Here is a 26,691-nt window from a genome sequence, read left to right as displayed (position 1 = left end):
CCGAATGCGGACGATCACCGACGGATGGGGGTTCAAGTCCCCTCTGTGCCTCTTTCACGGCACGGTAGTTCAAAGGTGGAACACGTCGATCTCAGAATGATCCGCATCTCTTGAACGCCGCCGGTGTGCGCAATTGGGTGGCACAGCAGGAGCCCGGGCAGCTGGATACCGCTCCCGGGCTCCGTCACGTCCGCCGGGCACCGCGCCCGCCGAGGTGGAGCACAACGGGCCGATCGTCAGCCGAACGGGTGGGGTGGGGCACCGTCGACCCGGCGTATTCCCTCACCGTCGTCCATCCAGCTCGGGCGCGTCCGCAGGAATGACGTGTCCTCGGCAGACGGGTCGGCGGTGTCGCGAAGCCGTTCGCCCTCCGCGGTGGTGAGCCGGCTGTACCAGCTCGTCAGGTCGTCGCCACCGCCGGACCAGCCGGGGTACTCGTGGAAGCGGTGGAACCAGAAGGTCAGGCATCCCGTGCACCGCAGCAGGGACTCCTGGTCGTGGTGGGACTCGTACAGCGTGCGCACCCAGGCGAGTTCGGGCTCGGTGCAGCAGTCGATGCAGCTCGGGGTCGGCACGGTGCGTCATCCTCTCGCGGCCATGTTCGCTGTGGGCGCCGCCGGGGCCCGGTGAGACCGGGCCCCGGCGGCGCCGGGTGTCAGACGAGATCGGGGCGTTGCCACTCCTCGCCCAGCACGTGGTGGGCCAGGAAGCCCAGCACCGTGGCGTACCAGAGGCGGATGTTGTTCGGCTTGAGGATCCAGTGCCCCTCGTCCGGGAAGTACAGGAACTTCGCCGGGACCTCGAACCGCGCCAGGTCGTTCCACAGGGCCAGGCCCTCGCCGATGGGTACCCGGTAGTCCTTGTCGCCGTGGATGACCAGCATCGGAGTGGTGATCTGCGCGGCCCGCAGGTGCGGGGACTCGCGCGCGTACCGCTCGGTGCGCAGCAGCGGGTCGCCCTGCCGCCGCATCCAGTAGGCCGGGAAGTCGGTGACCTGCGCGAAGCTGTACATGTTCCACAGGCTCGCGTGGGTGACGATCGCCTTGAAGCGATCGGTGCGGGTGGCGATCCAGTTGGCCATGTAGCCGCCGTACGAGCCGCCCATCATGGCGGTGCGCTCACCGTCCAGGTCGTCCCGCAGCAGCGCGGCGTCGGTCAGCGCGATCACGTCCTCGTACGGCGTGCCGCCCCAGTGCGCCCAGCCGCGTTCGTGCATGTGCTGACCGTAGCCGGTGGACAGCGCCGGGTCCGGCAGCAGGACCGCGTAGCCGGCGGCCGCGGCGACCCAGGGACTCCAGCGCCAGTGCCAGGCGTTCCAGCTGGTCTGCGGGCCGCCGTGCACCCACAGCAGCAGCGGGGCGGGGGTGTCGGCGTGGGCGTCGTGCGGCAGCACGAGCCAGGCGCGCAGCGCCGTCCCGTCCTCTGCCGTGGTGTGCACCTCGGTGAGGCTGCCGGGCAACGGGCCCACCTGCCCGGGGCAGGGCAGCGGCGCCGGCTGCTGTTCGGGCGTCCCGGCGTCGAGGCGCACGGGGACCGGCGGGCTGTCCACGGCCGAGCGCAACGCGTACAGGGTGCCGCCGTCCGGGCTCACGACCACGTCGGAGTACGCACCGGAGGCCGTGAGCCGGACCAGGTCGCCGCTGCCGGTGGAGAGCCGGAAGACCGGCGCGTGCCCGGCCTCGTCCGCGGTGAAGTAGACCACCGGCGTGCCGTCCTGGCCGGGCACGGGCGAGACGACCGGGGCGCCGGGCCACTGGCCGAAGCCAGGCAGCAGATCGCGGCCGGCGTCCTGGTCGTCGGTGGCGCTCGCCAGCCACAGGGTGACGTCGCCGGGGGTGTCCCAGGTGATCCGGCGGTGGCGGGTGCAGACCAGATGCCGGTTGTCCGGGGTGAAGGCGGGAGCGCCGAACTCGGCGTCGGGGGACTCCAGCACCCGCAGCTGCTTGCCCGTGTCGGCGTCCGCCACCACGATCACGCCGCGGATCTCGTCGGGGAGCGTGCCCACGGCCGTGGCGTAGGCGACCAGCGAGCCGTCGGGGGAGACCGCGATGCCCTCGGTGAGGGCGGCCCGGCGCGCACCGCAGTCCACCACGGCGGGCTGCTCGACGGTGGCGTCCGGGACGCCGAACACATGGGGGATGCCGGGACCCAGGTCGTGGTCCCAGTGCCGTACCGGCACCGACTCGTGGAGGATCGCCGTGACCTTCGCCTTCCGGCGGGCCTCGCGCAGCCGCTCGTCCTGCTCGGCATTGGCCGCGCCGGGCAGCAGGGAGGCCGCCAGGGCGATCCGGGAACTACCGGTGGAGGTCGCGTACTCGTCGATGCCGCCGGGCCTTGCCAGCACCTGTGACGCCTCGCCGCCGCCCTCCGGCAGGCTCCACAGCGCCGCTTCCCGCTTGTCGTCCTCGCCCTCGCCGGGGTCCGCGACCGGGCGGGAGGAGAGGAAGAGCAGGGTGCCGTCGGGCAGGAACCGGGGGGCGGACTCGCCGCGACCGGAGCGGGTGAGCCGCCGGGCCGGGCGCTGTCCGGTCGGGTCGACGTCCCACAGAGCGCCGATGAACCGGGTGCCGTCGGCGGACGGCTCCTGAACGGTCGTCACCAGACGGGTCCCGTCGGGCGACAGGGCCAGCGAGGAGACTCGGGGCAGCGCGAGGAACGCCGCCAGGTCGTGGAAAGCAGTGGGTTCGGGCATGGGGATCATCCTGATTCCCGGCGCGTGCGAGCACCAGTGCTGCCACCAGCGAGATTCGGACCGAGTTCCGAAAGTGGCGAGCTCGGAGCGCCCCTGGGCCGCCGCCGGGTCAGTGCGCCCGGAGAGGCCGACGCTGTACGGCGGGCTGCCGCGGGCCGGGGCCGGATGCCGCCGCTCCCGGGGGCCCGAGCGGCGGCGCTCCCGCGCCGGGACGGCCCGGGCCTGCGGGCACGGAGCGCCGCACACGGCGCCACCGGTTGCCGACGTGCTTCCGGAGGGTGATTCTGAAGAACAGGACTGCCCTGGCACCGGAATCCGGAGTCGATCGAGCCCTCACCCCCGCAGGCCGCCCGGTTTCCCGCCGCTTCGCCCCGCGCCCGCGGGTGCGTCCGGGCACCCGGGGCACAGGCTCACGGGAGGCCACGATGTGCTTCGTCCATTCCGGAACCGTCAGTGCCCGCAGTCTGGTGCAGCAGGCCTCGGTGGGCCCGGACGCGGCCGCGCTGTCGGCACTGGCCGCCGGTGGTGGAGTCGTCGGCGGAATGGACGTCGCCGGGTCCGGCAGCCCGGACACGACCGCGGGACCGGGCGGAGACAAGGTCGTGGACGGGTACGACCACGTGCTGCACAACCGCTGGAACCGGGACCTGCCGCCGGTCGCCACGGTACGGCCGGGCGAGGTCGTCCAATTGCTGTGCCGCGATGCCCTGGACATCGGCGCGGCGGCGCGGACGATGACTCCCGAGGCGACCATGGCCATCGACCTGGGCAAGGTCCATCCCCTCACCGGCCCGGTCGAGGTGGCGGGGGCCGAGCCGGGCGACATCCTCGAGGTCGAGGTCCTGGACGTCGCTCCTCTGGTGGACTTCGGCTACGTCGTCGTCAGCCCCGCTCTCGGCCTCTTCGGGTCCCTGCGCCCGGAACTGCTCGCCCCGCTCGCCGCCTGGAGCGAGGCCTCGCAGCTCAGCGATCCCACTCCGGGCCCGGCGGCCGGTGCCATACCCGAGGACCAGCCCTACAACAGCGGCGCCCCGTACGTTCAGTTGTTCCACTTCGAGCGAGGTCAGGACAGCGGATTCGCCACTTTCACCGGTGCCGACACCGGCCGGCAGGCGCGCATCCCGATCGCGCCCTTCATGGGGATCATGGGGGTCGCACCCCTGCGCAAGGGCATGTACCGCACCTTCCCGCCCGACGTCAGCGGCGCCATGGGCGGCAACACGGACATCCGCCAGCTCGTGAAGGGAACACGCATCCAGATCCCGGTCTATGCCGAGGGCGCGAGGTTCTCCGCCGGGGACGGGCACATGGCGCAAGGCGACGGCGAAGTGACGGGGACGGCCATCGAGACGCTGATGGCGGTCACGCTTCGATTCGACGTGATACCGAACACCGTGATCGCCGGCCCCCGGGCCGTCGTGCCCGCCGCGGACCCGACCCAGCTGGCCATGTCCGACGAGATGCTGGCCCACGGCTACTACCAGACGACCGGCACCGGGCCCGACCTGATGGAGAACGCGAAGACCGCGGTCAGGGACATGGTCGACTGGCTCGTGAGCGACCAGCAGGTGAGCCTGCACGAGGCCTACACGCTCTGCAGCGTGGCCGGCGATCTGAAGATCAACGAGACGGTGGACCTCCCGTCCTGGCTCGTGTCGATGACCCTGCCGCGCGGCATCTTCACGTGACCGCGCGCGCGGACCTCGGGGGGACCACGTGTGCGACCGTGCCGGTCACCTGCCCGCGGATTCATAGTTGAACGCGTTCAATTCCTCTGTCACCATGAGTCCTGCCATCAGGGGACGCAGGACGAGGGGCCCATGACCATGACGAGCTCGCTTCTCACGCCCCGAGGCCGTCCCAGAGCGGGCACGCCCGGCGGGGGAACGGCGGCCGGAGGCACGGCCCCGACACGGATACTCGACTGGCGGCATCCGCGTGTCGCCTCGTTGCTCCGGCAGATCGACACGGCGGCGGGCTCGGGGGACACCCCGGATCCGGCCCTCCGGACAGCGGCCCTGCGCGAGGCCCATCGAAGGATCGCCGCAGCTGTGCGGCCGGTGTACTCGGTGCAGGACGAGCGACCCGTGTCCGAGGTCCTTCGGCGCGGCCGTGGCTCGTGCAGCCAGCGACTGGCCGTGCTGGAGTCCGTCGCGCGGGCCTCCGGAGTGGCCACGCGAGTGCGTGGCCTGCTGGTGGACGGGGCCTTCTGGTATCCGCGCTTCCCCCGGTTGCGCCGGATCGTGCCGGACCAGGTTCTGCTGGCATGGCCGGAATTCCGTCTTGACGGCCTGTCGCCGACCGAACACCCCACCGCGCCGTGGTTGACGGTCTCGGAACTCTTCGGCGGCCTGGACGAGTTGAGCGAGGGGCCTGGCGGGGGCTTCACCAACGCCGGTCCGGAGACGCTCTTCGAGGCGTTGTCCAGGACGGCGATCGACTGGGACGGTGTCACGATCTGCCCGGCAGGCGGTGCCGCGTGCGATCTCTCGGCCCACGTCCTGGCGGACCTGGGCCACTTCGACTCGCGCGACGAGCTCTTCGCCCTGCACGGTCAGACGCTCTGCGGCATGGCGAGGCTGCTGGCCGAGCCCGTCCTGGGCCGCCGCCGCTCGGCGGGCGTCTCATCCGCGTTGCGACAGCGCCGGCAGCGTCCGGAGGCAATCCGGTTGGCGGACCGAGCGGCACTTGGGGCAGACTCACGCGCATGGTCTCGGTGGTGCAGAACGTGGCGATCGACTGTGCGGATGCCTACGGGCTGGCTCGGTTCTGGAGTGAGGTGCTCGATTGCCCGCTGCATCCGGAGGACCGGCCGGGTGATCCGGAAACCGACGTGATGCTGCCGGAGGGCCCGCTGCTGCACTTCAACCAGGTGCCGGAACCGAAGACGATCAAGAACAGGGTTCACCTGTGTCTACGCCCGAAGACCACGCGCGAGGAGGAGGTCGAGAGGCTGCTGAAACTCGGGGCCACCCTCGTCGACGATCGCCGGGAAGCCGATGGTGCCGGCTGGGCCGTCCTCGCGGACCCCGAGGGCAATGAATTCTGTGTTCTCCGCAGCGAGGCCGACCGCGCAGCGATGTCTTCTTGACGCTTCACGCTCAATGGCCGGTCGTGTCCCCGCGGTCACCGGTCCCGGTCACTGGTCGACGGCGGTGATCGGCACCGTTGCCTGGTGGCGCGTCCTTGGCCGGGATAACGGCCTTCACTCGTGGTCCCGGTTCCGGTACGACAGCCCGGCGGCGTGATCGTGGGCAGCGTGCACCAGGGGGCACGGTATGGCCCGGCCGCGCCGAGTGCCTCGACCAGGTGGATACGCTGCTCCGAGCCGTGCAGGACGCCGGGCGGACACCCGACCCGGAACCCGCCCCGGCCGTCGCATGAGACGGGCACTGTCCAGGTGGCCCGGGTCCGCCGGTCGGGCGGTTCCGAGGGCGGGCGGTGGAAGGCGGACGGCGGACGGTGGATGACGGACGGTGGGTGGCTTGTGCGGCGGCACTGTGGTGCGCGACAACGTTGTCACTTGATCGAGACATGACTATACCGCCTCAACCGACAACGATGTCAAGAGAGTTTCCGTGACGAGGCGGTCTTCCGGTGCACCGGTGGCGCACGTTACTGTCCCCGCGGCTTGTGTGACCTGTGGTGCGCGACCCGTCTCGACGAAGAGGGGCCGCGTCATGCGTTTCCGTCCGACGTCCCTGCTGCTGGCCGCCGTTCTGGCAGTCGGCGGCGCCACCCCCGCCCTTGCGGCACCCGCCGCACCGCCGCCCGATCTCGTGCAGGACCCCACCGCGTACGTCGACCCTCTCATCGGCACCAAGAACGGCGGCGATGTCTTCCCCGGCGCCGTCGTCCCGTTCGGCATGCTGTCCTGGAGTCCCGAGAACACCCGCGGCAACGCCACCCGTACCACCGCGCCCGGCGGCTACCACTACGACGCCACCCGCATCCGGGGTTTCAGCCTCACCCACATGTCCGGCACGGGCTGCGCCGGCGGCAGCGGCGACATCCCGTTCTTCCCCTACGCCGGCGAGGTCACCTCCTCGCCCGCCGCGGACACCAAGGACGCGGTGTACGCGGCGGACTTCGAGCACGCCGACGAGATCGCCGAGCCGGGCCACTACAAGGTGGCCCTCTCCTCGGGGGTCACGGCCGACCTGACGGCGACCGCTCGCACCGGGTCCGCCCGCTTCGCCTTCCCCGCCGACAAGCCCGCCTCGATGCTGATCCGCACCGCCAACTCCGAGGTGGGGTCGACCGATTCCACGGTGACGATCGATCCGAAGACCCGTACGGTCTCGGGTTCGGTCACCTCCGGGAACTTCTGCGGCTACCTCGACCCCGAAGGCCGGCGCGCCTACTACACCCTCCACTTCACCGCCCGCTTCGACCGCCCCTTCAAGGCGACCGGCACCTGGCAGGACGACAAGCTGAACCCCGGCTCCACCACCGCCTCCGGCGGCACCGGGGGCTTCTCCAGCGGCGGAACGCCCGCCACGGGCAAGGGAGCCGGCGGATACCTCGAATTCGCCCCCGGCACCGGCCCGGTGAACGTCAAGGTCGGCATCTCGTACGTCAGCAAGGCCGGCGCCGAGGCCAACCTCGCGGCGGAGAACCCGCCGAACCGCTCCTTCGACGCGGTGCGGGACGCCGCCCACGACGCCTGGCGCGAGCGGCTCGGCGCCGTCAAGGTGGGCGGCGGCACGGAGGACGAGCGCACCACCTTCTACACCGCCCTCTACCACGCCCTGATGCACCCGAACGTGATCAGTGACGCCGACTTCAGATACCGGGGCAGCGACGGCGAGGTGCACACCGTGGCCCGCGGGCACCGGGCGCAGTACGGCACCTTCTCGGGCTGGGACGTCTACCGCTCGCAGGTCCAGTTGCTCACGCTGCTGAGCCCGCGCACCGGCTCGGACATCGCCCAGTCGCTGTACGAGCTCGCCCGTCAGAACGGCGGGGTCTGGGACCGCTGGCTGCACGGTGCCGCCGGCACACACGTCATGAACGGTGATCCGTCGCCCGCCGCCCTCGCCGGCATCCGCGCCTTCGGCGGCACGGACTTCGACCTGCGCGGCGCCCTCGGCTCACTGGTGAAGGCGGCGACCGTCCCCACCGACCTCGACCTCTCGCCGGCCGGCAAGCCGATCCTCTCCGTGGGCCAGCGCCCGTCCCTGGACAAGTACCTGAAGCTGCACTACATGCCGTCCGTCTCCAACGCCTGGGGCGGCGCGGCCGAGACGCTGGAGATGTCCGGCGCCGACTTCGCGCTCTCCCAGCTCGCCACGGCCGCGGGGGAGAAGGACACCGCGGCGGACTTCGCGCGGCGTGCCCAGTGGTGGCAGAACAACTTCAACGTCGCGGCCGACCCGGGCGGCGGCTACATCGCCAACCGCGCGGCGGACGGCAGCTGGGTCACCGGGTTCACCCCGGCCACCGGCAACGGTTTCGTCGAGGGCACGGCGGCCCAGTACACCTGGATGGTGCAGCACGACCCCGCCGGCCTGTTCGCCGCCATGGGCGGCCGGGACCAGGCCCTCGCCCGGCTGGACGCCTTCTTCCACAAGGCCGACGGCAGCTGGGCCTTCACCGGGAGCGGCGGCGAGAAGTCGGAGATGGACAACGAGCCGTCGATCAACGTGCCCTATCTATACGCCTACGCCGGCGCGCCCTACAAGACGCAGGAGACGGTCCGGGCCGCGATGACCGCGCTCTGGTCGACCAAGCCGGGCGGCATCCCCGGCAACGACGACCTCGGCGCGATGTCGTCCTGGTTCGTCTTCTCCGCGCTCGGCATGTACCCGCAGGTGCCGTCCCGCGCCGAACTGGTGCTGGCCTCGCCGCTGTTCCCCCGGATCGAGATCCAGCGCCCGTCCGGCAACGACATCTCCATCCGCGCGGCGGGCGCGGCGGCCGACGCGCCGTACGTCCGGTCGCTGAAGGTCAACGGCCGCGGCACCGACCGGCCGTGGCTCCCCGCTTCCTTCGTACGGGACGGTGGAAGGCTCGACTACACGCTCTCCGGCACCCCGGACCGTGCCTGGGGGGCCGACGCGGCCGACGCGCCGCCGTCCTTCCGGGCGGGCGAGCAGCCGTACCAGGTCGGCGTCGGCCCGACCACGGCGACGCTCGCCCCGGGAGGGAGCACGAAGCTCGGCGTCCGCGGCCTGTCGCTGAGCGGCGGCACGGGCCCGCGGGTGCGCTTCCGCGTCGACACGCCGGACGGCGTCACCGCGACGCCCGCGGAGGGCGAGTTCACCGGCGGCACCCAGGACATCACCCTGTCCACCGGGGAGGACGTCAAGCAGGGCTTCTACGACGTGAAGGTCGCGGTGAGCTTCGGCGACACGTCGTACGAGCAGCCGGTGTCCCTGACGGTGGCCGCGCCGGGCTCCCTCATCGCGGCCTACAACAGCACGGGGATCTCGGACGACTCCGGTGACCACGACGAGGCGGACTACGACGGCGGCGGCTGGAGCTACTCCCGTCAGGCCCTCGCGGCGGCCGGCCTGACCGCCGGCTCGCAGGGCACGGTCACCGGAGGCCTCGCGTTCACCTGGCCGGACTCCCCCGACGGCCGTCCCGACAACGCGGCGGCGACCGGCCAGACCATCGAACTGACGACCCCCGCAGCCCGGTTGTCGTTCGTCGGCAGCGCAGTCAACGGCGACCAGGAGACGAAGGCGACGGTCACCTACGCCGACGGCACCACGGAGGCCGTCGACCTTTCCTTCACCGACTGGACAAGAGGCGGTGGCGGCGGCAGCGTCCGGTTCGGCAACGAGGTGGTCGCCGAGACCGCCTACCGCAATGTCGCGGGCGCGGACAAGGACCCGGTGTCCACCTACGTCTTCGCCACGAAGCCGTTCGCGGCACCGGCCGGCAAGACCATCACGAGCGTGAAGCTCCCGGACAACGCCGATCTGCACGTCTTCACCCTCGCGGTGGGCTGACGCACGGCAGGGGCGGGCGCGGAGCCGACTCCGCGCCCGCCTCCGTCGATCCCGCAACGGATGGTGTCCGAGCGCGGGGGCGGGGCACGGGCTGCCGGGTCATCGGCCGGTCGGGCGCGACTGGAGGAGTCCGGCGATGAGCAGCCCGACCATGCGGCGCGCGTCGTAGCGTGCGTCGCCGTCGACGCCGACGCAGAGGTTGCCGATGCCGCGCAGGAGTCCGTAGGCGTCCATGCCGGGGCCGATCTCGCCGGCGGCGGCAGCGGCGTCGAGCAGCTCGGCGCACACGGGCACGAGGCGGTCGAGGAAGTACGCGTGCAGAGCCTCGAAGCGCGCGCTGTCGGACTGCAGAGCCGCGGCGAGCCCGTGCTTGGTGGTCAGGAAGTCGACGAAGAGATCGGCCCAGCGCGTCAGCGCGACGTGCGGTGAGCTGCTGCTCGCCAGCAGGGCCGGTCCGGCCTCGGCGCACGCGTCGACCTGGTGGCGGTAGACGGCGATCACGAGGTCCGCGCGTGTCGGGAAGTGGCGGTAGATCGTGCCCAACCCGACGCCGGCCCTGGCCGCGATGTCCCGTACCGGCGCGTCCACGCCGGAGGCGACGAACGCGGCGGCAGCGGCGTCGAGCAGGGTCTGCTCGTTGCGCCGGGCGTCGGCCCGTTTCCGTTGGGGCGTTCGCCCTGTTCGCCCATCGACCTCGGACACCGCGCCGACTCCTCTCGCCGTTGAACCTTGCTAATCGGAACAGCGTTCCGTATGTTAGGTGGATCGCTGTTCCGCTTAGTCATGATGGCAGAGCGGACGACCGGCGACCAATGAGACGTGCCCTTCGGCAGTCCACCCCTGATGGAGGAGAGACATCCATGCAGTACCGAACCCTGGGCCGCACCGGTGTACAGGTGAGCTCCCTCGTGCTCGGAGCGATGAACTTCGGCGCCCTCGGGCGGACGACCCAGGACGAGGCCACCGCCATCGTCGACGCCGCGCTCGAAGGCGGGATCAACCTCATCGACACCGCCGACATGTACAGCGGCGGCGAGTCCGAGGAAATGGTCGGCAAGGCCATCGCCGGTCGCCGCGACGACATCGTGCTCGCCACCAAGGCGAACATGCCGATGGGCGAGGAGCGCAACCACCAGGGCAGCTCCCGCCGCTGGCTGGTCACCGCCCTCGACGGCAGCCTGCGCCGCCTCGGCGTCGACCACGTCGACCTTTACCAGATCCACCGGTGGGACCCGCGGACCAGCGACGAGGAGACGCTGTCGGCGCTGACCGACCTGCAACGCGCCGGGAAGATCCGCTACTTCGGCACCTCGACCTTCCCGGCCTACCGTCTCGTCCAGGCCCAGTGGGCCGCCCGGGAGAACCACCTGGGCCGGTACGTCACCGAACAGCCCAGCTACTCGATCCTGCAGCGGGGCGTGGAGACCCACGTGCTGCCCGTCACCGAGCAGTACGGGCTCGGCGTGCTGGCATGGAGCCCGTTGGCCTCCGGCTGGCTGTCGGGCGCGATCCGTGAGGGCCGGGAGATCACGACCAGCCGCTCCGCTTTTATGCCGCAGCGCTTCGACACCGCCGTCCCCGCCAACCGTGCCAGGCTTCACGCCGTCGAGCGGCTGGCGAAGGTCGCCGACGAGGCCGGCCTGACGATGATCCAGCTCGCGCTCGGCTTCGTGACCGCGCACCCCGCCGTGACCAGCGCGATCATCGGCCCCCGCACACCGGACCACCTGCACTCCCAGCTCGCCGCCGCGGACACCGTGCTGTCCGCCGACGTTCTCGACGCGATCGACGCGATCGTCGCTCCAGGTGTCGACCTCGCCCCGCAGGAGAAGCACGACACTCCGCCGGCCCTGCTCGACCCGGCACTGCGACGCCGCTGACGGCGCCCGCGCACTCGCCCGAGCCCGAAAGGACCAAGCACCCCATGCCGCTCCCGTGCGCAACGGCGCGCCCGGTCTGCGCCGGCGGTCGGCGAAGAGCGATGGAGAACGGCGGAGGACGGCGAAGAACGGCGGAGTGCGCCTGAATTCCGACTTCCGAAGCGATTTCCGTTCGGTCGCCGGACCGAACCTCCGTTCGCCCGTGGAGGAAAATCGAAGAGGCGATCCCGAGCGGTCGACAAGTCGCGCCTATCGCGGGTGCCGGATCGGTGCAGGCGAGGGGTCCCGTGGTGTCCGCCCGCACCCCGATGGGCCCTTTTGCCGAGCGATCTGGAATTCCTTTTCGGCATTCGTCACAGATTTCGCCGGCGATCGTCGTCGAGTGGAATTCGGTGCCCATGCGGCAGGTGCCCGAGCCTGCCGAAGCGCGAGAGGTGAGATCAGTGGAGGCATGGATCGCCGCAGTCAAGGACGAACTCGGAATCGACCTGGGGGTCGACGTGGCCGAGCTGCGCGACATGACCGCGGTGGTCGCACACGAAACGGCAGGCCGCGCCGTCCCGCTGACCTCGTTCCTCGTCGGCCACGTCGCCGCGCGGGCCGGCGGCGGTGGCCGTCACCGAGGCGAGTCGCCGGGCGGCGACCCCGGCGGAGAGCCGGGCGTGCGGCAGGAACGGCCACAGACCGTGTGAACGGCGTGGCCCTCTCGGTGCGCGACATCCCGTTCCCGGCTCCGACAGGCCCCCCCGCGTGCCGCCGCCCTCTACGGCTCGTCGTTCCCCTCGCCGATGGCCAGCACGAGCGCACTCGTACCGCCCTCGGGCGTCTCGTAGTCCACGGTGTCGCCGGCGCGGTGCCCGAGCAGCGCACGCCCGAGCGGGCTGTCGGCGGTGACCAGGGTGCGGTCCCGTTCCTCGGCGGCCTCTCCGATCTGCAGGGTCGATTCCGTCCCGTCCGCGAACCGCACGGAGAGGGTGCTGCCCACGCCGACCACGTCGGTCGGTGGCGGCCCCGCGATGGCCGCCCCTCGGATCCGGTCCTCGATCTCGGCGACGCGCCCGTCCAGACGCGCGAGTTCCGAGGCGCGCTGCAACTCGTCGGCCTCGTCGGCCCTGTCCCCGACGGAGTCGTCGTCCCGCAAGGTCGCGGCCACCGACGCGCGTTCGGTGCGGAGCTCGCTGAGCTCCTGCTGAAGCGCACGAAGGGCGGCGGCGCTGATGGGCTCGGGTCCACCGGACATTCCTGCTCCCGGGTACGGGCCGGACGGGCTGGGCAAGGAACCTCAATTACCGCACTCCATGGTATTCGCGGCAAATCAGTGACGCCGGTCCGGTGGCCTCCGTGGTCGACCATCCGGCGAGGTGGAAGGGGTGCGGGGTGGGGGCCGCACCACTCCGTCACCCGAAGTTGCGCCGATGCGCCGCTGCGGGACGATGGAAAAGATTGGCGCTATTTGTTAGGACCGTATCCGCTCGCACGGGAGGCCTAACATGCCCGAGTCACGGTCTATGGCCCCTGTCCTGGAACCCGTGGCCAAGGAATTGGCGGATGCCACATCACAGCATCCGCGCATGATCTACGCCTCCCCGCTGCGGGCAGACATCGAGCAACTGCGTGGCCTCCCCACCACCCTGGTCATCACCGACGAGGCCGACGTGCTGCGTGACGAGGGCGAGGCGTACGCGGCCAAGCTGCGCGAGGCCGGGGTCGACGTCACCGCGGTGCGGGTGCTGGGGATGGTCCACGACTTCCTCATGCTCGACAGCCTGCGCGACTCCAAGGCGTCGGCCGTCGCGCGGACGCCGGCCATCGAGGCACTGCGCCGGGCTCTCCAGACCTAGACCGCGGTGTTGTGACGGCCCGCCGGAAGTGGCCCGGCGGGCCGTCCGGTCCATGGAGCGGGCAACTGGTCGGCTACCGTGTCGGAGTATGGACGTGGACGGATGGCTGGCGGACACCCGGAGCTCCTACGACACGGTCGCGGTCAGCTATGCCGACCGGATCCGCGAGGCCCTGGCGGGGCAGCCGTACCTCCGGGCCGCACTGGCCCTGTTCGCCGACATGGTCCACGCAGCCGGCGGCGGCCCGGTGGCGGACGTGGGCTGCGGACCGGGGCACGTCACCGCCCACCTGCGTGAGTTGGGGGTCGACGCATTCGGCATCGACCTCTCACCCGCGATGATCGACGTGGCCCGGCGCGACCACCCCGACCTGCGGTTCGAGGTGGGCTCGATGACAGAGCTCGATCTCGCAGACGCGTCGGTCACCGCCCTGCTGGCCTTCTGGTCGTTGATCCACGTCCCCGACGACGCGATCCCCGTGGTCCTCGGCCATTTCCAGCGGGTGTTGCGCCCCGATGGACCGCTGCTGCTCGGCTTTCACGTCGGCGACGGGTCGCGACTGAAGACGCAGGGCTACGGCGGCCACCCGATGAGGGTCCACGTCCACCGCCGCCGGCCCGACCGAATGGCGGCCTGGCTGCGCGATGCCGGATTCACCGTCGAGGCTCACCTGCTGCTCGGACTCGACGAGCGCGACGACCGTCCTCCGGGAGCGGTCCTTTTCGCGCGCCGCGGTTCCTGACTCCGCCGTCGACCCGGCCGGGCGCGCGGCAGCAGACCCGTCATCCCCCGTCTTCCCTTGAATCCGGGGGCGGTTCGCGCTCTCAGCGCTTGACCGCCCGCAGGATCACGAACTTGGGGTTAGACGCGATGACGTCGCAGTCGCCGAAGAGCCGCCGCAGGCGCACGTGGTAGCGCAGGTGCCGGTTCCCGATGACCAGCAGCTCGCCGCCGACGCGCAGCGCGGTGTGGGCGGTGTCGAACATGCGGCGGGCGGTCGCGTCGGTGACCGAATGGTGGGAGTGGAACGGGGGGTTGTTGATCACGAGGTCGGCGCTGCCGGGCGGGCTCACGGTCAGGACGTCCGCGGCGTCACCGACGAGGAACCGGGCCTTGGCCCCGGGCCCGGCGTTGTCGTGGAACGTGGCCTCGGCGGAGGCCACGGCCTGGTGGGACTCGTCGACGAACACGACGTCGCTGTCCGGGTTGGCGAGGGCCACCGCGGTCCCCACGACGCCGTTGCCGCAGCCCAGGTCGATGACGTGGTCCGGGCCGTGCCGGGACGGCAGGTGCTGGAGCAGGAATCGGGTGCCGATGTCGAGGTGGTCGGCGCAGAAGACGCCCGCGTGGTTGGTGACGGTGCGGCCGGACAGCGGTCCGATGCCGTCGGGCAGCGCGTACCGCAGCGGCCACGGGTTGGTCCCGCGGGCCGCCGCGGGGTCGGGGGTGCTGAAGATCAGCCGGGCCTTGCGGACGGCCAGTGAGGTGCGGGTGGGCCCGACGATCCGCTCGAAGAGCCGCAGCGTCGAGGTGTGGATCTCGGTGACCATGCCCGCGCCCACGACGACGGTGCCGGGGTGCAGCGCGGGCGCCAGCCGGTGCAGCTGGTCCTCCAGCAGGGCCAGGCTCTTGGGCACCCTCACCAGCAGAACGTCGATGCGCGCCGGCGGGTCGTCGCGCGTCGTCAGCATCCGCACCTGTGCCTGCGGGGCGTTGCGCCGCAGGTTCGCCCGGGTGGCCTGCTGTCCGAGGGAGGAGTCCGTGATCTGTACCGGACGGTGTGCGGCCAGCGCTGTCGCCAGCGCTCCCCAGCGGTCTCCCAGGACGGTGATCCGGCCCGCCAGGTCCGTCCCGGACTCCGCGAGGTGACGCAGAAGGTAGTCGTCCGCGGCGTCCCACGCCCGCAGCTGCTCCCGCGGGTCCGCAGGGAAGCGTGTCAGTTCGAGTGCGCCCCACGGCGTGCTGAAGAGGTTCATCGCCTCCTCAGCGTACGGGCTGCCCGCGCGGTCGCCGTCCGGTGGGCTCCTGGAGGCGCGGCGGGGGCGGCTTTGAGCGGGACCACAGCCCCTCGAAAAGTGCTCACGCCGGTGCATGGGAATTCGCCCCTACCCCGGGAATGGCGCCGACGATCAGGAGAAGGGCTCACTCGTTGTGACGGCCGGTGTTGTGTGTATTCCCGTCGGCACCATCGTCCCTGGTCGGATGGATATGATGGGAGGTGTACCACTGGAATCAGGGTGACTCCATTTCCTCGGTGGGGGTCTGGGACGACGTTTTCACCGATCTGCACGGCGCGAGCCGGATCAGCGTGCCGGATCGCACCGCCCCGTGGACGGGGCGGTTGGACTGGCAGCAGTCGCAGGAATTCGGCATCGCCCTGTGCAGCGGTGGCCGGGAGACGGTCAGCCGGGACGCCCGGCACATCCGCTCCGACCCCCGGGGCACCTATGAGCTGCTCGTGCCCCTCGCCGGGACGGCCTGGGTGGAGCAGGGAACGTCGTCGGGCGAGCTCCGGCCCGGATACATGGCGCTGTGTGACATCGACCGTCCGATGACGTTCGCGCACGACTCCGACTTCCTGTCGATCGCGTTGATCATGCCTGGCCGGCAAGTCGCGGGCCGCAGCCCGGCAGCGGCCCGCGAGCCGCAGATGTTCAGCGGTGCCGGCGGCCTGGGCCGGGTGGTCCGGCGGATGGTGACCACGCTGCAGGAGGAACGCGAACAGTTCTCGGAGACGACCTTCGACATGGCCTGCGAGCGGCTGCTCGACCTGGTGTGCCTGGCCGCGGAAGGCGCCACCGACTCGGCACCGGCCGGGCAGCGTGCGACGGTGGAAGCCGAGATCAGGCGCTACGTGCGCCGCCACGCCTGCGACGACTCCCTCGACGTCGGCGGTATCGCCCGGGCGCTCGGCTGGTCGACCCGTTACATCCAGCAGGTGCTGCAGGCCGCCGACACGACATCGCGTGATCTCATCCGCCGGGAACGGCTGCGCCTCGCCCGGACCCGGCTCGCGAGTTCCGGCTGGGCCGGGCATTCGATCGCGGAGATCGCCCACTCCTGCGGTTTCGGCAGCCATGCGTCGTTCACCACCGCGTTCCGGCAGGAGTTCGGCATGACGCCCCGTGACGTCAGGCACGGTGCCCTCCCGCTGCCGGCGGAGGAAGGCTGAGCGTTGTCCGCCACCGGTGATCAGCCGTTGGCCGGGCTGAAGTACCGGCGGGGATTGTCGAACAGCATGGTGGTGAGCTGCCCCTCGGTCACGCCGGCGCGGCGCAGTGCCGGCAGCACGGTGTCGTGCAGGGGGGTGTGGTGCCAGTCGGGGCCGCTTGCCGATCTCGGCGGACGGACGGCCGTCCCGCCCGTGTTCCGTCAGGTCGAGCAGCGGCATCGCGGGGCGGTTGTGCCGGCGTCGGTGGTCTCAGCGGATGAGGGCGGCTGCGGTAGGCCGGTGAGGGCGTCGCGAAGCCCGGCGCGGGAGGTGATGTCCAGTTTGGGGAAGACACCGCGCAGGTGGGCGGCGACTGTTCGGGGGGACAGGAAGAGCCGGGCGCCGATCTGCTTGTTGGTCAGTCCCGTGGCGGCCAGTTGCGCGATCTGCCGTTCCTGCGGGGTCAGCGGAGCATTGCGGCCATCGGCTGCGATGACGGGGGCCGTCGGTGTTCCGGCGGCGCGCAGCTCGTTCGCCGCGCGGGCGCACCACGGCGTGGCGCCGAGGCGTTCGAAGGTGCACAGGGCGGCGCTCAGGTGGGCGCGTGCCTCGACGTTCGCCTTGGCTCTGCGGAGCCGTTCACCAAAGGCCAGGCGGATCCGGGCCAGTTCGAAGGGCCAGCGCTCGGCGCCGGGGGTGGCGATGGCGCCTTCGAACAGATCGCGGTCCACGAAGCGAGCATTGGCCAGAGCCGTCGCCGCGCCCGTGATCATGGCCAGCCGCGGTGAGATGAAGGGGACGCCGGCGTCCCGGACGGCCGCAAGATGTGCGGCGGCTTCGGTGTGGTGGCCGGCACGGGTCGCAGCTTCGGTGAAGTCCCAGATGAGCCAGAGGACATGGGGGACGTGCGGTGTGAGCCGGCCCGCAGGGCTGACCATGACCGACGTCAGATGCCGGTAGGCGCTGTCGAAGTCCGAGCTGCCCAGAGCGGACAGGGCCTTGATGTGGGAGGCGTAGACGCACAGCGCGCGCAGCCCCCGAGGGCCGCCCCAGGAGACGAGACGGTTCGCGATGCTTTGCGCTGCTTGGCCGTCGCCCCGTGCGGCGGCGAGCAGGCCCTGGAGGAAGTGGCCCGGCCAGGCCTGGAGGCGGTAGCTGTACGTCGAGCACCATTCCAGGGCCTCCTCGATGAGCCCGGGGAGCTCGTCCCACTGTCCGGTGGCGTAGGCGTCGTTGGCCAGGAGGAAGAGGGCCTCGATGGCCGAGGTGACGGCTCCGCCCCCTCGTCCGTCGTCGACGACGCGCCGCAGAGGGTTGCGGCAACCCGGCAGGCGGTCGACGTACGCCGCGCAGACGGCGGTGCGGATGATGCGGGTGGGGTCGGTTTCCCGGTGGAGGACGGAGATGACCTCGTCCAGGCGGGGCAGTACCGCGGACGCAGCGTGGGCCGGGTCGCCGAAGGTGGCGCGCAGAACGGGCAGCAGGGTGTCGGGGGTGTGCGGGCGGAGTCGCTCCAGAGCGGTGTCGAAGGAGCGCCACAGTTCAGGCCGCCCGCTGAAGAAGCACACCATGAGCAAGGTGTGGAGTGCTTCGCGGAGCATGGTGTCGTCGGCCCGGCGCAGGGGGGCGTGGTTGTCGATCGCCGCGGCCAGGAGCCGGTGGGCGGTATCGGCGTCGCCCTCGCCGTTGAGGAGCTGGCTGGCCGCCGCGGCGGCGGCCGCGAGTGACGCGTTGCCCAGCGGGTCCGCGGCCGCGGCACGGTCGAGGAGGGCACGGACGTTGCGCAGGTCCCCGGTGACGTTGGCGCCCAGGCAGGCCGCCTCGGCCAGTCTCCGTCCCCTGGCTGTTCCCGTACCACTGAGCTCCGAGGCACGCAGCAGGTCGGTGATGGCGCCTACGGCGTCGCCGCGGCGCAGGGTGCGGTGGGCGACCTCGTGCAGGAGGGCGGCCACCCGCTCGTCCGGCCCGACGGCCGCGTCGGCCAGATGCCGGGCGCGGCGTTCGGAACCTTCCGGGAACTCCTCGGCCAGCGCCCGATGTGCCCGGCGGCGTTCGGCACCGGTCGACAGTTCCATGACGGCGGAGCGGGTCAGCGGGTGCCGGAAGACCAGGCGTCCGTTGTGGGCGTCGGCCTGCACCAGCCCGGCCCGTTCGGCAGGGCACAGCGCGGTGAGCGCGCCGGGTCCGTCGGCGACCCGCTGCAGGGTGTGCAGGTCACCGGAGCCGTCCAGAACCGCCAGCAGGAGCAGTTTCCGTGTGGCGTCGGGCAGGCCGCCGACGCGCTCGGAGAAGATCATCCGCAGGCGCTCGGTCAGGGGCAGCACCGTCGGGAGCGACCGTCGCTCGGACTGCTGCGCGACGTCGAGCGAGACGGGCAGCTCCAGCAGCGCCAGAGGGTTCCCGCGGGCCTCCGCCAGGAGCCGGCGGCGAACCCGGGGTGCCATCGCCGGAAAGCGCTCGGTCACCAGTTCTGCCGCGGACTCCTCGTCGAGGGGCTGAACCTCGTGCACGGCTGTCCCGGTACCTGGGAGGAAGGACTCCTCACCGGTCCGGGACGCGACGAGCAGGGCGACGGACCCGGTGTTGATGCAGCCGGCCACGGTCCCCAGTACCACCGCGCTGGGCCGGTCCAGCCACGCGCCGTCATCGATGATCAGCGCCAGGGGACCGCTACCCGCGCTGATCCGGGACAGCAGCGCATGCACCGCGTTGGCGACGGTCAGCAGCTCGACGGGTTCGCCCTCGGAAAGGCCCAGGATCACCTGAAGTGCTCGCGCCTGCCGGGGAGGCAAGGACGAGATGCCTCCCGCCAACGGCTGCAGGACCTGGTTCAGCCCCGCGAAGCCGACACTCCGGTCGAATTGCGATCCCGCGACACGGAGGACCCGGAACCCGCGCTCCACCGCCCGCCGGGCCGCGGCGTCGAGCAGCGCACTCTTGCCCACCCCGGCTGCACCGGTCAGCAGCAGCGCGGCGCCGCGCGTGGCGGCCTCGGTGAAGAGGGCGTCGACCAGCACGAGATCCGCCGATCGTCCTACGAGACGGCCTGTGGCGGCGTTCGGCCCGCTCGAGGTGAAGACGTGCTCGCAGGCGGGGAGGGTGCCGAGGTCGGCCGCCGCAACGAGACTGCGAACATCGGGTATTCGGGGTGTCGAGGTCATGCGGGTCCTTCGTTGCTCTCACCGGTGCCACCGCGGGGCGCGGGACGTGATCGGTGTACGAGGTGCTGCGGTCGTCGTCCGGCGGGTGCGCCTCGCCGGCGCGCTCGGCTTGCCGCCGGGGTGCGCCGTTGTGCGGCACGGCTCGCGGTCCGCCGTTCACTCTCGGGCATCACGTCCGGTCCGTCTTTCGCTCCGGCGCACGGTCCTTTTTCGCGGGCGCAGTCCGTCGGTGGGGACGGCCCGGCTCCACGCAAGCAGGGTGCGACCCCTGGGCGCCGGGGGGGCGAGGCGATCGGTGGGTCGCTGTTCTCGCACGGGTGGGGCGGGGAAGCAGAACACTTCGTATCCAGCGCTCATGGGCCGCCATATTGCCGAACCGTGGAATCACAACCTCCAGCGCATTGTCATGAAATCCCTTCGGGCCTCGCCGGGCTCGCAAACCAACTGGATCCTGCGCGGCCCGCCGGCCCCTGCATGCACGTCCGCGGGTTCCTTCACCTCGCGGGACAGGCCATGGATCCACAGAAGGTGAATCTAGGCCATCTGACCGAAGCCGCCCAGGGTGGCGAATCCCTACGGTGAGCGGGTCCGAACAACTGAGAATCCCTAATGGAGGGGAGACATCACCATGACAGCGCACATCGCAATACGGAACGTGGTTCTCGTGCATGGCGGATTCGTGGACGGATCCGGCTGGCAGGGCGTCCACGAGCGTCTCGTGAGCGAGGGCTACAACGTCAGCGTCGTGCAGAATCCGACCGAGTCCCTCGCCGGGGACGTGGCGGCGACGCTCCAGGTCGTCGCGGAACTGGACGGCCCGGTCGCCCTGGTGGGGCACTCCTACGGCGGTGTCGTGATCACCGAAGCCGGTCAGGACCCCAAGGTCGCCGCCCTCGTCTACATCGCGGCCTTCGCCCCGGACAAGGGCGAGTCCGTCAACGCACTGATCGCCGACCCGCCGCCCGGCGCGCCCGTCCCGCCGATCCTTCCGCCCAAGGACGGCTACCTCTTCCTCGACCGTCAGCGGTTCCACGCCTCCTTCGCAGGGGATCTGCCGCAGGCACAGGCGCAGTTCATGGCCGACTCGCAGGTCCCCTGGGGTCTCGAAGCCCTCAACGGCGCGGTCAGCGAACCCGCGTGGAGGTCGAAGCCCAGCTGGTACCTGGTCGCCGCCGACGACCGCATGATCCCCCCGCCGGCCCAGCGCGCCATGGCCGAGCGTGCCGGTGCCACGGCCACCGAGAGCCCGGGCAGCCATTCGGTCTACGTGTCACAGCCCGACGCGGTGACCGACCTCATCCGGCAGGCCACCACCTCCTGATCCACGTCCCCGGGTCGCCGCCTCCGGCACCCGTCCACCGGTGCGGTGGCACCGCGGCTTTGTCGCGAGCCGCGTGAATGCCCGCCGCACCCCGCCAACCGTCCCGCATGGAGCAAGCAATGAGAACCACCCGATTCACCCGCCGCAGACAGTTCGCCGTCGCCGCCGGCGTCCTCACCCTCGGCGCCGCACTTCTGGCCCCGGCCGCCTCGGCGACCGTCCTGCAGGAGACGTCGTCCTCCGACCCCACCCCCAAGCCGACCGTTGTGCTCGTGCACGGCGGATTCGCGGACGCGTCCAATTGGAACGGGGTCGTGCGGCGGCTGCAGAGCGACGGCTACCCGGTCATCGCTCCGGCCAACCCGTTGCGCGGCCTGGCCGGGGACTCGGCCTACGTCGCCAGCGTCCTGAAGTCGCTCAAGGGACCGATCGTCCTGGTCGGACACTCCTACGGCGGCGCCGTCATCACCAACGCCGCAGCCGACAACCCCAATGTCAAGGCGCTGGTCTACATCGCCGCGTTCGTCCCGGACGAGGGGGAGAAGCTCGGCGAACTGATCAACAAGTACCCGGGCAGCGAGATCCAGGCCGCGCTCAACCCCGTCCCCTACCCGAACCCCGACGGGACCACCGGAACCGACCTCTACCTGCAGGCCGACAGGTTCCGCAGCGTGTTCGCCGCCGACCTGCCCGAGTCCACGACCCGCCTCATGCAGGCCGAGCAGCGTCCGTTCAGCGCCGTGTCGTTCGAGGAGCCGACGAAGGACGCCGCCTGGCGCGACATCCCCTCCTTCGGTCTCGTCGCCGGCGCCGACAAAGCGATCCCGCCTGCGCTCGAGCGGTTCGAGTACCAGCGGGCGGGCGCCACCACCGTGGAGATCCCCGGCGCCTCGCATGTCGCCATGATCAGCCACCCGGGCGCCACGACCGAGCTCATCGAGAGGGCGGCCGCGGCCACGCGTTGACGCAGCCCATGAGGGGCATGGCCCTGACGGGTAGAGCTGACAACTGACGGGACGTTCGGAGCCCCAGGTGTCGGCCACCAGGCGTGGGGCCGGAGACCGTATCCGGCCCCACGCCTGTGATCAAGGCGTGGCCACCAGCCGTTGGCCACGCCTGTCTCTTTGTGGCGGCCACAGGCGGCGGGGCTCCCGCGCAATCCGCGTCCGTATGCCGGTGGCCGCTGTGCTCAGGCGCCTGTCAGGTGGTACGTAGTCCCGCTGCTGCCGGGAATCCCGGCGTCGGGGAAGGCGGCGGCCAAGGCGTGCTGGGCCCGCCATCCCGTGCAGTGACCGGGCGCGATCACGTCGAGGGCGAGGCCGGCCAGGGCCGCGACGGTCGGGGCGATGATGGGCTCGAACGCCGGGCCGCTCAGATGCAGGCCCCCGATCAGGGCGTGGGCGTACGAGCCGGCGGCGCGTCCAGACGTGGGGGTGCAGAACCATCGGCATCCTGCTCGGGCCGAGGCGTCCGGCGTGCTTGCTGCGGGTGCCGGGAGCGAGCAGGGCGGTGCCCCTTGATCAACGCGAGTCGGGCTTCGTACCCTCACCCGATGAGACGTGACGACCTTCCGACTCTTGAACTCGCCTTTCCCGGCCCGGAACGTGACCGTGGCGTGGCGGCAATCCTGAGCGGTCAGAAGACCGCGCTCACCGGCCTCCTGGGGGCTTGCGGGCGAAGCGCGGCCACCGTGCCTCCGAGCGGTAGCCGAGAAGGGCCTGTGCCACCGCCACGCAGACGAGTTCGGAGTCGCTGAGCTTGGGCGGTCGTCCCATCCACCGCGTTCCTCCGATCTTGTCGTCGATCTTCACGTAGAGTGCGGTCAAGAGGGTCTCCAAGTCGGACGTCACAACCGGATCTTGGAGGCCCTCACGACGTCCGCACGCCCGAAGTCCCGGCCCACCGCTCGAATGAGCTCAGCCGCGCGTCGACCGAACGGAGCCCAACCGCCATGCCGGACGCAACCTCGGCCGACTGCGGCCCTCGCGAGGTCTTGGCCCGCTACCAGCGGGCGGTGCTCGACAAGTCCGCCGACGACCTGGCCGACCTGTACGCGGTCGACGCCGTCCACGAGTTCCCCTTCCTCTTCCCCGGTATGCCCGGGCGTTACGACGGCCGTGAAGAGGTCCGCGCTGGCTACCGAGCAGCCTGGGGTGCAAGCCCGGCGCAACCGCAGGAGATCCGCGAGGTCGTCGTGCACGAGAGCACCGACCCCGAGGTGATCACCGTCGAGCAGGTCGTCACCGGGACCGTGACCACCACCGGCCAGTCCTTCAGCTTCCCCGGCCTCCTGGTGATCCGGATCCGCAACGGCCTGATCGTGCATGTCCGCGACTACATGGACGGGCTCGGCGTGGCCCACACCATGGGCCGACTGGCCGCCGTGGTCGCCGGCCTCAGCGACCGCCACTGAGGCTCGGACATCGGACTCATTCGTCCAAGGGCTGTCCCGTATCTCCGCGTCGGCGGCACGCGAGCGGGATGGCGGCTGCGGACTGTCCGGAGGGTGATGGTGGTGACACCGCGATGGTGGTGACACCACTCCCCATAGGGTGAGCGGCATGGCAGGGACGGATCGGGAAGAAGGCGGCGCAGAGCGCGCTGCGCTGCGCTGTGCGTTGGACGACTTGGACGCGCGGCTGGCCGCAAGTGCCGAGCGTGGGCCCCGGGCCTACCTTCGGTTCGAGCCCTTGGTGGAGAAGCTGCGGACACCGGCAGCCGCGTTCCTGCAGCCGGAGCTGGAACAGCGACTCGCCCGTTACGTCGCCGCGGACGATTCTTTCGCGCGGGACCAGATGGCCCACGCCCTGGCGGGTGCCTGTGGCCAAGAGGCCCTGCCTGCCTTGCTGCGCGCGATGGCGACCGATCGCAACGAGGACGGGGACATGCTGCATGTCGACATCCTCGAACTCTTCGAGGCATGGCCCGAGACCGCGTTCGAGCTGTCCATAGACTGCACCGCTTCCGACGATCCGGGTCTGCGGAGAGTGGGCCTCTGGGGCGCGTGCTTCTTCGACACGCTCGGGACCAAGTACTTCGATCTGGTCGCCGAAGCGGCCTACGATCCGGACCCCGGGGTGCGCGCCGACGTGATGACCACCCTCGGCTCTGGCTTCGGCACGGGTGATCCCTCGCGGGCCCTCGCCATCCTGATCACCGGCACATCCGACGCCGCCCCCGAGGTCCGACGAGCAGCTGTGAGCGCACTCTACGGGTCACGCGAAGCGACGGTCACCGATGCCCTGATCGCCTGCGCCAGCGACGCCGATCATGAGGTGCGGTCCTGGGCGGCGTGGGCACTGTCCGGAAGGCCGGCCCCCGAGGTCCGAGCCGCACTCGAACGACTCACGACGGATGAGGAGGCGAACGTACGCGATGCTGCACGCCGAGCCCTCGCACCGCCGACCGGGTGGCCATGAACGGTTCCTCGGGCAACAGCCTCAGCAGCCGATTCGAAGTTGGGCGGCCGTGCCGTCGCGGCCAGTCATGATCTTGGCATGGCTGCTGTGATCACCACGTCGGAACCGTCCTGGATGGCCCCGTTTGCCGGGCTGAGCCCGCATGCGTTCCGCAAGCTGACCACGATGCTGCGTCATGACGGCGCCGACCAGGTCCGTCCCGGACGTCGATGGTCACTGTCGTTGGAGGACCGGGTCCTGCTGGTGACGGCCTACTGGCGGACAAACCTGACGCTGCGACAGCTCGCGCCGCTGTTCGGGGTGTCCAGGTCTGCGGTCGGACGGATCATCGGCCACGTCGGGCCCCCGCTCGCGCTCAAGCCCCGGCACCGGTTCCGCGGGGACACCGTGCTGATCGTGGACGGCACCCTGGTTCCCACCCGCGACCACAGCATCGCCGAGCAGTCGAAGAGCTTCCGGTACTCGACGAACCACCAGATCCTCATCGATGCCGACACCCAGCTGGTCGTGACCATCGGACGTCCGGTGCCTGGTCATCGCCACGACAGCAGGGCATGGGATGAGTCCGGGGCGAAGGCCGCCGTCGGCAGTATCACCACGCTCGCTGACGGTGGCTACCTGGGCACTGGCTTGATCATCCCGCACCGCCGCCCGCCTGGCGGCGAACTCCCGGAGTGGAAGCAGGAGCACAATCACTCCCACAAGCAGGTCCGCGCCCGCGTCGAGCACGTCTTCGCCCGTATGAAGAACTGGAAGATCCTGCGTGACTGCCGGCTCAAGGGCGACGGCGTCCACCACGCCATGCTCGGCATCGCCCGCCTGCACAACCTCCTGCAGGGCGCGTAACCGAGCGAGCGGCACTGGGATGACCCACATCCGTAGCGGGAAGTGGCAACTCCACTCGAAGATCATCGGTAACGGCTGAGTCCGGCCCAGAAAATCAGACGGCAGTAGGCCACCGCCCGTCCTATCGTTCACCGCTGCCGTCTGCGCCGGGACGGCCCGACGAGAGGCAGCAGATTGCTGGACGCGTACGAGGTCATGCTGGACGCCGAGTCGAACAAGGCGTTTGACGTGTGGTCCGGCTATCTGGACGCCCGGACGGGCGAGGACCCCCAGGTTCGTGGCGAACTGCGCTCCATGCTGGAGTCGGCTCGCTCGGCCGCCGCCGAGGACGAAGACGCCATCGCACGCTCCTGGATCGCGGACATGTACGACGAGGCCCGGGAGGCCGGCCTCCCCTGGGCTCCCTCGCTGCCCCGTCCCTGCGCGGTGGACCAGCAAGTGCGCGACTATGCCAAAGACACCCTGCCGCGGGTACTCCCTGTCGGCCTACGAGACCGACTCGACCGCATCGCGGTTTCCCTGCGCGTCACGGAACACCGCATCCAGGACGCCGCACCCAGCGTCGACGCGGCCACCCACCAGGACATCCTCTACATCACCGCCCGCGCTTGGATGGCCCTCGACCTCGCCCACCCGGCCGCAGCGCAACGCGAACTGGAACGTCTCAAGGTGATCGCGCGACGCTGCGGCGTGGAGCCCTGAGAGCGGAGTCGTAGGGCCTACTGATGACCTCCGAGTGGAGTCGCCTGTGCTCGACCACCGCCGCAGTCACAGGGTTGTGCCAGGCGACATCGCGCCGCGATTCTCAGTAACCTTGGGACCGATCATCTGGTTGGACGGTGCCAGGGTGCGCAGGACATCGAACTCGTTGCCCTCGGGGTCGGCCATGACCACCCAGCTCCGGCCGGGGCCCTGGCCCACGTCCACCTTGGCGGCGCCGAGGCCGAGCAGCCTGGCCACCTCGTCGTCGGTGCTGCCGTCGATCGGGCTGACGTCGAGGTGGAGCCGGTTCTTCACGGTCTTGCCCTCGGGCACCCGGATGAACACCAGGGTGGGCGGCATCTGGCGGGCCCGGACCTCCTCGACGGTCGGCACCCAGGAGCCGATCTCGACCTTGCCCTCGCTCCGGTCGATCACCTTGAAGCCCAGGACCGCGCACCAGAAGGCCGCGAGCCTCTCCGGATCGTGGCAGTCGACAACCAACTCGGTGAACCTACTGGTCATTACTCCCCCAGACAGTGCGGACGGGGGCTCAGCCTAGGGGGCCGCGCCGCCCGTCCGGCAAGTCCGGGATCGCTACGACCACCAACCCTTGGAATCGATCATCTAGAAGACTGCTGAAAATCTCGGGTTCTGGCCCCGGCTCTGTGGAGTCGGGGCCAGTCTTGTAGGCATGCAGGGGGAATGGGCCGGGGAGTCGG

The 26,691-nt window shown here is 70.9% G+C and carries 21 protein-coding genes and 3 pseudogenes; 15 read left to right on the top strand and 9 right to left on the bottom strand.

What is annotated here, in order from left to right:
* Positions 1-236 precede the first annotated feature (236 nt).
* Together ACWDAS_RS32800 and ACWDAS_RS32795 are read right to left on the bottom strand one after the other, a co-directional pair.
* Positions 237-575, bottom strand: coding sequence for a hypothetical protein (locus ACWDAS_RS32800; protein ID WP_450398209.1), 339 nt, complete (start codon positions 573-575; stop codon positions 237-239).
* A gap of 80 nt (positions 576-655) precedes the next feature.
* Entirely contained in the window at positions 656-2,692 is a 2,037-nt protein-coding gene (locus tag ACWDAS_RS32795) for a S9 family peptidase (protein ID WP_450398208.1), read from the bottom strand.
* A 425-nt stretch (positions 2,693-3,117) separates the two neighbouring features.
* On the opposite strand from ACWDAS_RS32795, the gene ACWDAS_RS32790 reads away from it, so the two are divergent.
* From ACWDAS_RS32790 to ACWDAS_RS32775, 4 genes and pseudogenes are all read left to right on the top strand, one after another.
* Positions 3,118-4,380, top strand: coding sequence for an acetamidase/formamidase family protein (locus ACWDAS_RS32790; RefSeq protein WP_450398207.1), 1,263 nt, complete (start codon positions 3,118-3,120; stop codon positions 4,378-4,380).
* Between the two features lie 138 nt (positions 4,381-4,518).
* A pseudogene (locus ACWDAS_RS32785) lies at positions 4,519-5,310 on the top strand (transglutaminase domain-containing protein); the annotation flags it as partial.
* A gap of 89 nt (positions 5,311-5,399) precedes the next feature.
* On the top strand, positions 5,400-5,783 hold the full coding sequence (locus ACWDAS_RS32780; protein WP_450398205.1) for a VOC family protein: 384 nt from the start codon (positions 5,400-5,402) through the stop codon (positions 5,781-5,783).
* Positions 5,784-6,372: 589 nt separating this feature from the next.
* On the top strand, positions 6,373-9,651 hold the full coding sequence (locus ACWDAS_RS32775) for a GH92 family glycosyl hydrolase (protein WP_450398203.1): 3,279 nt from the start codon (positions 6,373-6,375) through the stop codon (positions 9,649-9,651).
* A gap of 99 nt (positions 9,652-9,750) precedes the next feature.
* On the opposite strand, the gene ACWDAS_RS32770 is transcribed toward ACWDAS_RS32775, so the two are convergent.
* On the bottom strand, positions 9,751-10,353 hold the full coding sequence (locus tag ACWDAS_RS32770) for a TetR/AcrR family transcriptional regulator (RefSeq protein ID WP_450398201.1): 603 nt from the start codon (positions 10,351-10,353) through the stop codon (positions 9,751-9,753).
* A gap of 158 nt (positions 10,354-10,511) precedes the next feature.
* Here ACWDAS_RS32770 and ACWDAS_RS32765 point away from each other — a divergent pair, with 158 nt between their 5' ends.
* Positions 10,512-11,531 carry an aldo/keto reductase gene (locus ACWDAS_RS32765; RefSeq protein ID WP_450398199.1) on the top strand — a complete coding sequence of 340 codons (1,020 nt, stop codon included), beginning with the start codon at positions 10,512-10,514 and terminating at the stop codon, positions 11,529-11,531.
* A gap of 290 nt (positions 11,532-11,821) precedes the next feature.
* A complete protein-coding gene (locus ACWDAS_RS32760; RefSeq protein ID WP_450398197.1) occupies positions 11,822-12,223 on the top strand; it encodes a DUF6457 domain-containing protein in 402 nt (133 codons plus the stop codon).
* 71 nt (positions 12,224-12,294) lie between these two features.
* On the opposite strand, the gene ACWDAS_RS32755 is transcribed toward ACWDAS_RS32760, so the two are convergent.
* Positions 12,295-12,771, bottom strand: coding sequence for a GreA/GreB family elongation factor (locus ACWDAS_RS32755; RefSeq protein WP_450398196.1), 477 nt, complete (start codon positions 12,769-12,771; stop codon positions 12,295-12,297).
* A gap of 250 nt (positions 12,772-13,021) precedes the next feature.
* Here ACWDAS_RS32755 and ACWDAS_RS32750 point away from each other — a divergent pair, with 250 nt between their 5' ends.
* Both ACWDAS_RS32750 and ACWDAS_RS32745 read left to right on the top strand, forming a co-directional pair.
* Entirely contained in the window at positions 13,022-13,372 is a 351-nt protein-coding gene (locus ACWDAS_RS32750) for an alpha/beta hydrolase fold domain-containing protein (protein ID WP_450398194.1), read from the top strand.
* A gap of 88 nt (positions 13,373-13,460) precedes the next feature.
* Positions 13,461-14,114 (top strand): class I SAM-dependent DNA methyltransferase, encoded by a 654-nt coding sequence (locus tag ACWDAS_RS32745; protein ID WP_450398192.1) that lies wholly within the window; start codon positions 13,461-13,463, stop codon positions 14,112-14,114.
* An 82-nt stretch (positions 14,115-14,196) separates the two neighbouring features.
* On the opposite strand, the gene ACWDAS_RS32740 is transcribed toward ACWDAS_RS32745, so the two are convergent.
* Positions 14,197-15,348, bottom strand: coding sequence for a methyltransferase (locus tag ACWDAS_RS32740; RefSeq protein WP_450398191.1), 1,152 nt, complete (start codon positions 15,346-15,348; stop codon positions 14,197-14,199).
* A gap of 242 nt (positions 15,349-15,590) precedes the next feature.
* Between ACWDAS_RS32740 and ACWDAS_RS32735 the strand changes: the two genes are divergently transcribed.
* On the top strand, positions 15,591-16,544 hold the full coding sequence (locus ACWDAS_RS32735) for an AraC family transcriptional regulator (RefSeq protein WP_450398189.1): 954 nt from the start codon (positions 15,591-15,593) through the stop codon (positions 16,542-16,544).
* A gap of 20 nt (positions 16,545-16,564) precedes the next feature.
* On the opposite strand, the pseudogene ACWDAS_RS32730 reads toward ACWDAS_RS32735, so the two are convergent.
* Positions 16,565-16,687 (bottom strand): annotated as a pseudogene (locus ACWDAS_RS32730) (phosphotriesterase family protein); the annotation flags it as partial.
* A 57-nt stretch (positions 16,688-16,744) separates the two neighbouring features.
* Complete coding sequence (locus tag ACWDAS_RS32725) at positions 16,745-19,684, bottom strand: AAA family ATPase (protein WP_450398188.1); 2,940 nt, start codon at positions 19,682-19,684, stop codon at positions 16,745-16,747.
* Between the two features lie 628 nt (positions 19,685-20,312).
* Between ACWDAS_RS32725 and ACWDAS_RS32720 the strand changes: the two genes are divergently transcribed.
* Together ACWDAS_RS32720 and ACWDAS_RS32715 are read left to right on the top strand one after the other, a co-directional pair.
* On the top strand, positions 20,313-21,005 hold the full coding sequence (locus tag ACWDAS_RS32720) for an alpha/beta fold hydrolase (RefSeq protein ID WP_450398186.1): 693 nt from the start codon (positions 20,313-20,315) through the stop codon (positions 21,003-21,005).
* Between the two features lie 119 nt (positions 21,006-21,124).
* Entirely contained in the window at positions 21,125-21,970 is an 846-nt protein-coding gene (locus ACWDAS_RS32715) for an alpha/beta fold hydrolase (protein WP_450398185.1), read from the top strand.
* Between the two features lie 708 nt (positions 21,971-22,678).
* On the opposite strand, the pseudogene ACWDAS_RS32710 reads toward ACWDAS_RS32715, so the two are convergent.
* Positions 22,679-22,855, bottom strand: a pseudogene (locus tag ACWDAS_RS32710) (IS982 family transposase); the annotation flags it as partial.
* A 101-nt stretch (positions 22,856-22,956) separates the two neighbouring features.
* On the opposite strand from ACWDAS_RS32710, the gene ACWDAS_RS32705 reads away from it, so the two are divergent.
* The 4 genes from ACWDAS_RS32705 to ACWDAS_RS32690 all read left to right on the top strand — a co-directional run bounded on the left by ACWDAS_RS32705 (position 22,957) and on the right by ACWDAS_RS32690 (position 25,972).
* Positions 22,957-23,418 (top strand): nuclear transport factor 2 family protein, encoded by a 462-nt coding sequence (locus ACWDAS_RS32705; RefSeq protein ID WP_450398183.1) that lies wholly within the window; start codon positions 22,957-22,959, stop codon positions 23,416-23,418.
* Between the two features lie 148 nt (positions 23,419-23,566).
* Positions 23,567-24,424, top strand: coding sequence for a HEAT repeat domain-containing protein (locus tag ACWDAS_RS32700; RefSeq protein WP_450398181.1), 858 nt, complete (start codon positions 23,567-23,569; stop codon positions 24,422-24,424).
* A gap of 78 nt (positions 24,425-24,502) precedes the next feature.
* Positions 24,503-25,270 (top strand): transposase, encoded by a 768-nt coding sequence (locus ACWDAS_RS32695; protein ID WP_450398179.1) that lies wholly within the window; start codon positions 24,503-24,505, stop codon positions 25,268-25,270.
* Positions 25,271-25,444: 174 nt separating this feature from the next.
* Positions 25,445-25,972 carry a hypothetical protein gene (locus tag ACWDAS_RS32690; RefSeq protein ID WP_450398177.1) on the top strand — a complete coding sequence of 176 codons (528 nt, stop codon included), beginning with the start codon at positions 25,445-25,447 and terminating at the stop codon, positions 25,970-25,972.
* A 66-nt stretch (positions 25,973-26,038) separates the two neighbouring features.
* Here ACWDAS_RS32690 and ACWDAS_RS32685 read toward each other — a convergent pair whose 3' ends face one another.
* Entirely contained in the window at positions 26,039-26,494 is a 456-nt protein-coding gene (locus ACWDAS_RS32685) for a VOC family protein (protein ID WP_450398175.1), read from the bottom strand.
* Between the last annotated feature and the right edge of the window lie 197 nt (positions 26,495-26,691).

Source organism: Streptomyces sp. NPDC001070, from assembly GCF_053598835.1.
This window is presented reverse-complemented; position numbering and strand designations above follow the sequence as displayed.

What these genes read in the sequence shown, in the direction of transcription:
- ACWDAS_RS32795 (WP_450398208.1), bottom strand. Translation starts at nt 2,692, where the DNA reads ATGCCCGAACCCACTGCTTTCCACGACCTGGCGGCGTTCCTCGCGCTG.
- ACWDAS_RS32790 (WP_450398207.1), top strand. Translation starts at nt 3,118, where the DNA reads ATGTGCTTCGTCCATTCCGGAACCGTCAGTGCCCGCAGTCTGGTGCAG.
- ACWDAS_RS32780 (WP_450398205.1), top strand. Translation starts at nt 5,400, where the DNA reads ATGGTCTCGGTGGTGCAGAACGTGGCGATCGACTGTGCGGATGCCTAC.
- ACWDAS_RS32775 (WP_450398203.1), top strand. Translation starts at nt 6,373, where the DNA reads ATGCGTTTCCGTCCGACGTCCCTGCTGCTGGCCGCCGTTCTGGCAGTC.
- ACWDAS_RS32765 (WP_450398199.1), top strand. Translation starts at nt 10,512, where the DNA reads ATGCAGTACCGAACCCTGGGCCGCACCGGTGTACAGGTGAGCTCCCTC.
- ACWDAS_RS32755 (WP_450398196.1), bottom strand. Translation starts at nt 12,771, where the DNA reads ATGTCCGGTGGACCCGAGCCCATCAGCGCCGCCGCCCTTCGTGCGCTT.
- ACWDAS_RS32750 (WP_450398194.1), top strand. Translation starts at nt 13,022, where the DNA reads ATGCCCGAGTCACGGTCTATGGCCCCTGTCCTGGAACCCGTGGCCAAG.
- ACWDAS_RS32745 (WP_450398192.1), top strand. Translation starts at nt 13,461, where the DNA reads ATGGACGTGGACGGATGGCTGGCGGACACCCGGAGCTCCTACGACACG.
- ACWDAS_RS32740 (WP_450398191.1), bottom strand. Translation starts at nt 15,348, where the DNA reads ATGAACCTCTTCAGCACGCCGTGGGGCGCACTCGAACTGACACGCTTC.
- ACWDAS_RS32725 (WP_450398188.1), bottom strand. Translation starts at nt 19,684, where the DNA reads ATGACCTCGACACCCCGAATACCCGATGTTCGCAGTCTCGTTGCGGCG.
- ACWDAS_RS32720 (WP_450398186.1), top strand. Translation starts at nt 20,313, where the DNA reads ATGACAGCGCACATCGCAATACGGAACGTGGTTCTCGTGCATGGCGGA.
- ACWDAS_RS32715 (WP_450398185.1), top strand. Translation starts at nt 21,125, where the DNA reads ATGAGAACCACCCGATTCACCCGCCGCAGACAGTTCGCCGTCGCCGCC.
- ACWDAS_RS32705 (WP_450398183.1), top strand. Translation starts at nt 22,957, where the DNA reads ATGCCGGACGCAACCTCGGCCGACTGCGGCCCTCGCGAGGTCTTGGCC.
- ACWDAS_RS32700 (WP_450398181.1), top strand. Translation starts at nt 23,567, where the DNA reads ATGGCAGGGACGGATCGGGAAGAAGGCGGCGCAGAGCGCGCTGCGCTG.
- ACWDAS_RS32695 (WP_450398179.1), top strand. Translation starts at nt 24,503, where the DNA reads ATGGCTGCTGTGATCACCACGTCGGAACCGTCCTGGATGGCCCCGTTT.
- ACWDAS_RS32685 (WP_450398175.1), bottom strand. Translation starts at nt 26,494, where the DNA reads ATGACCAGTAGGTTCACCGAGTTGGTTGTCGACTGCCACGATCCGGAG.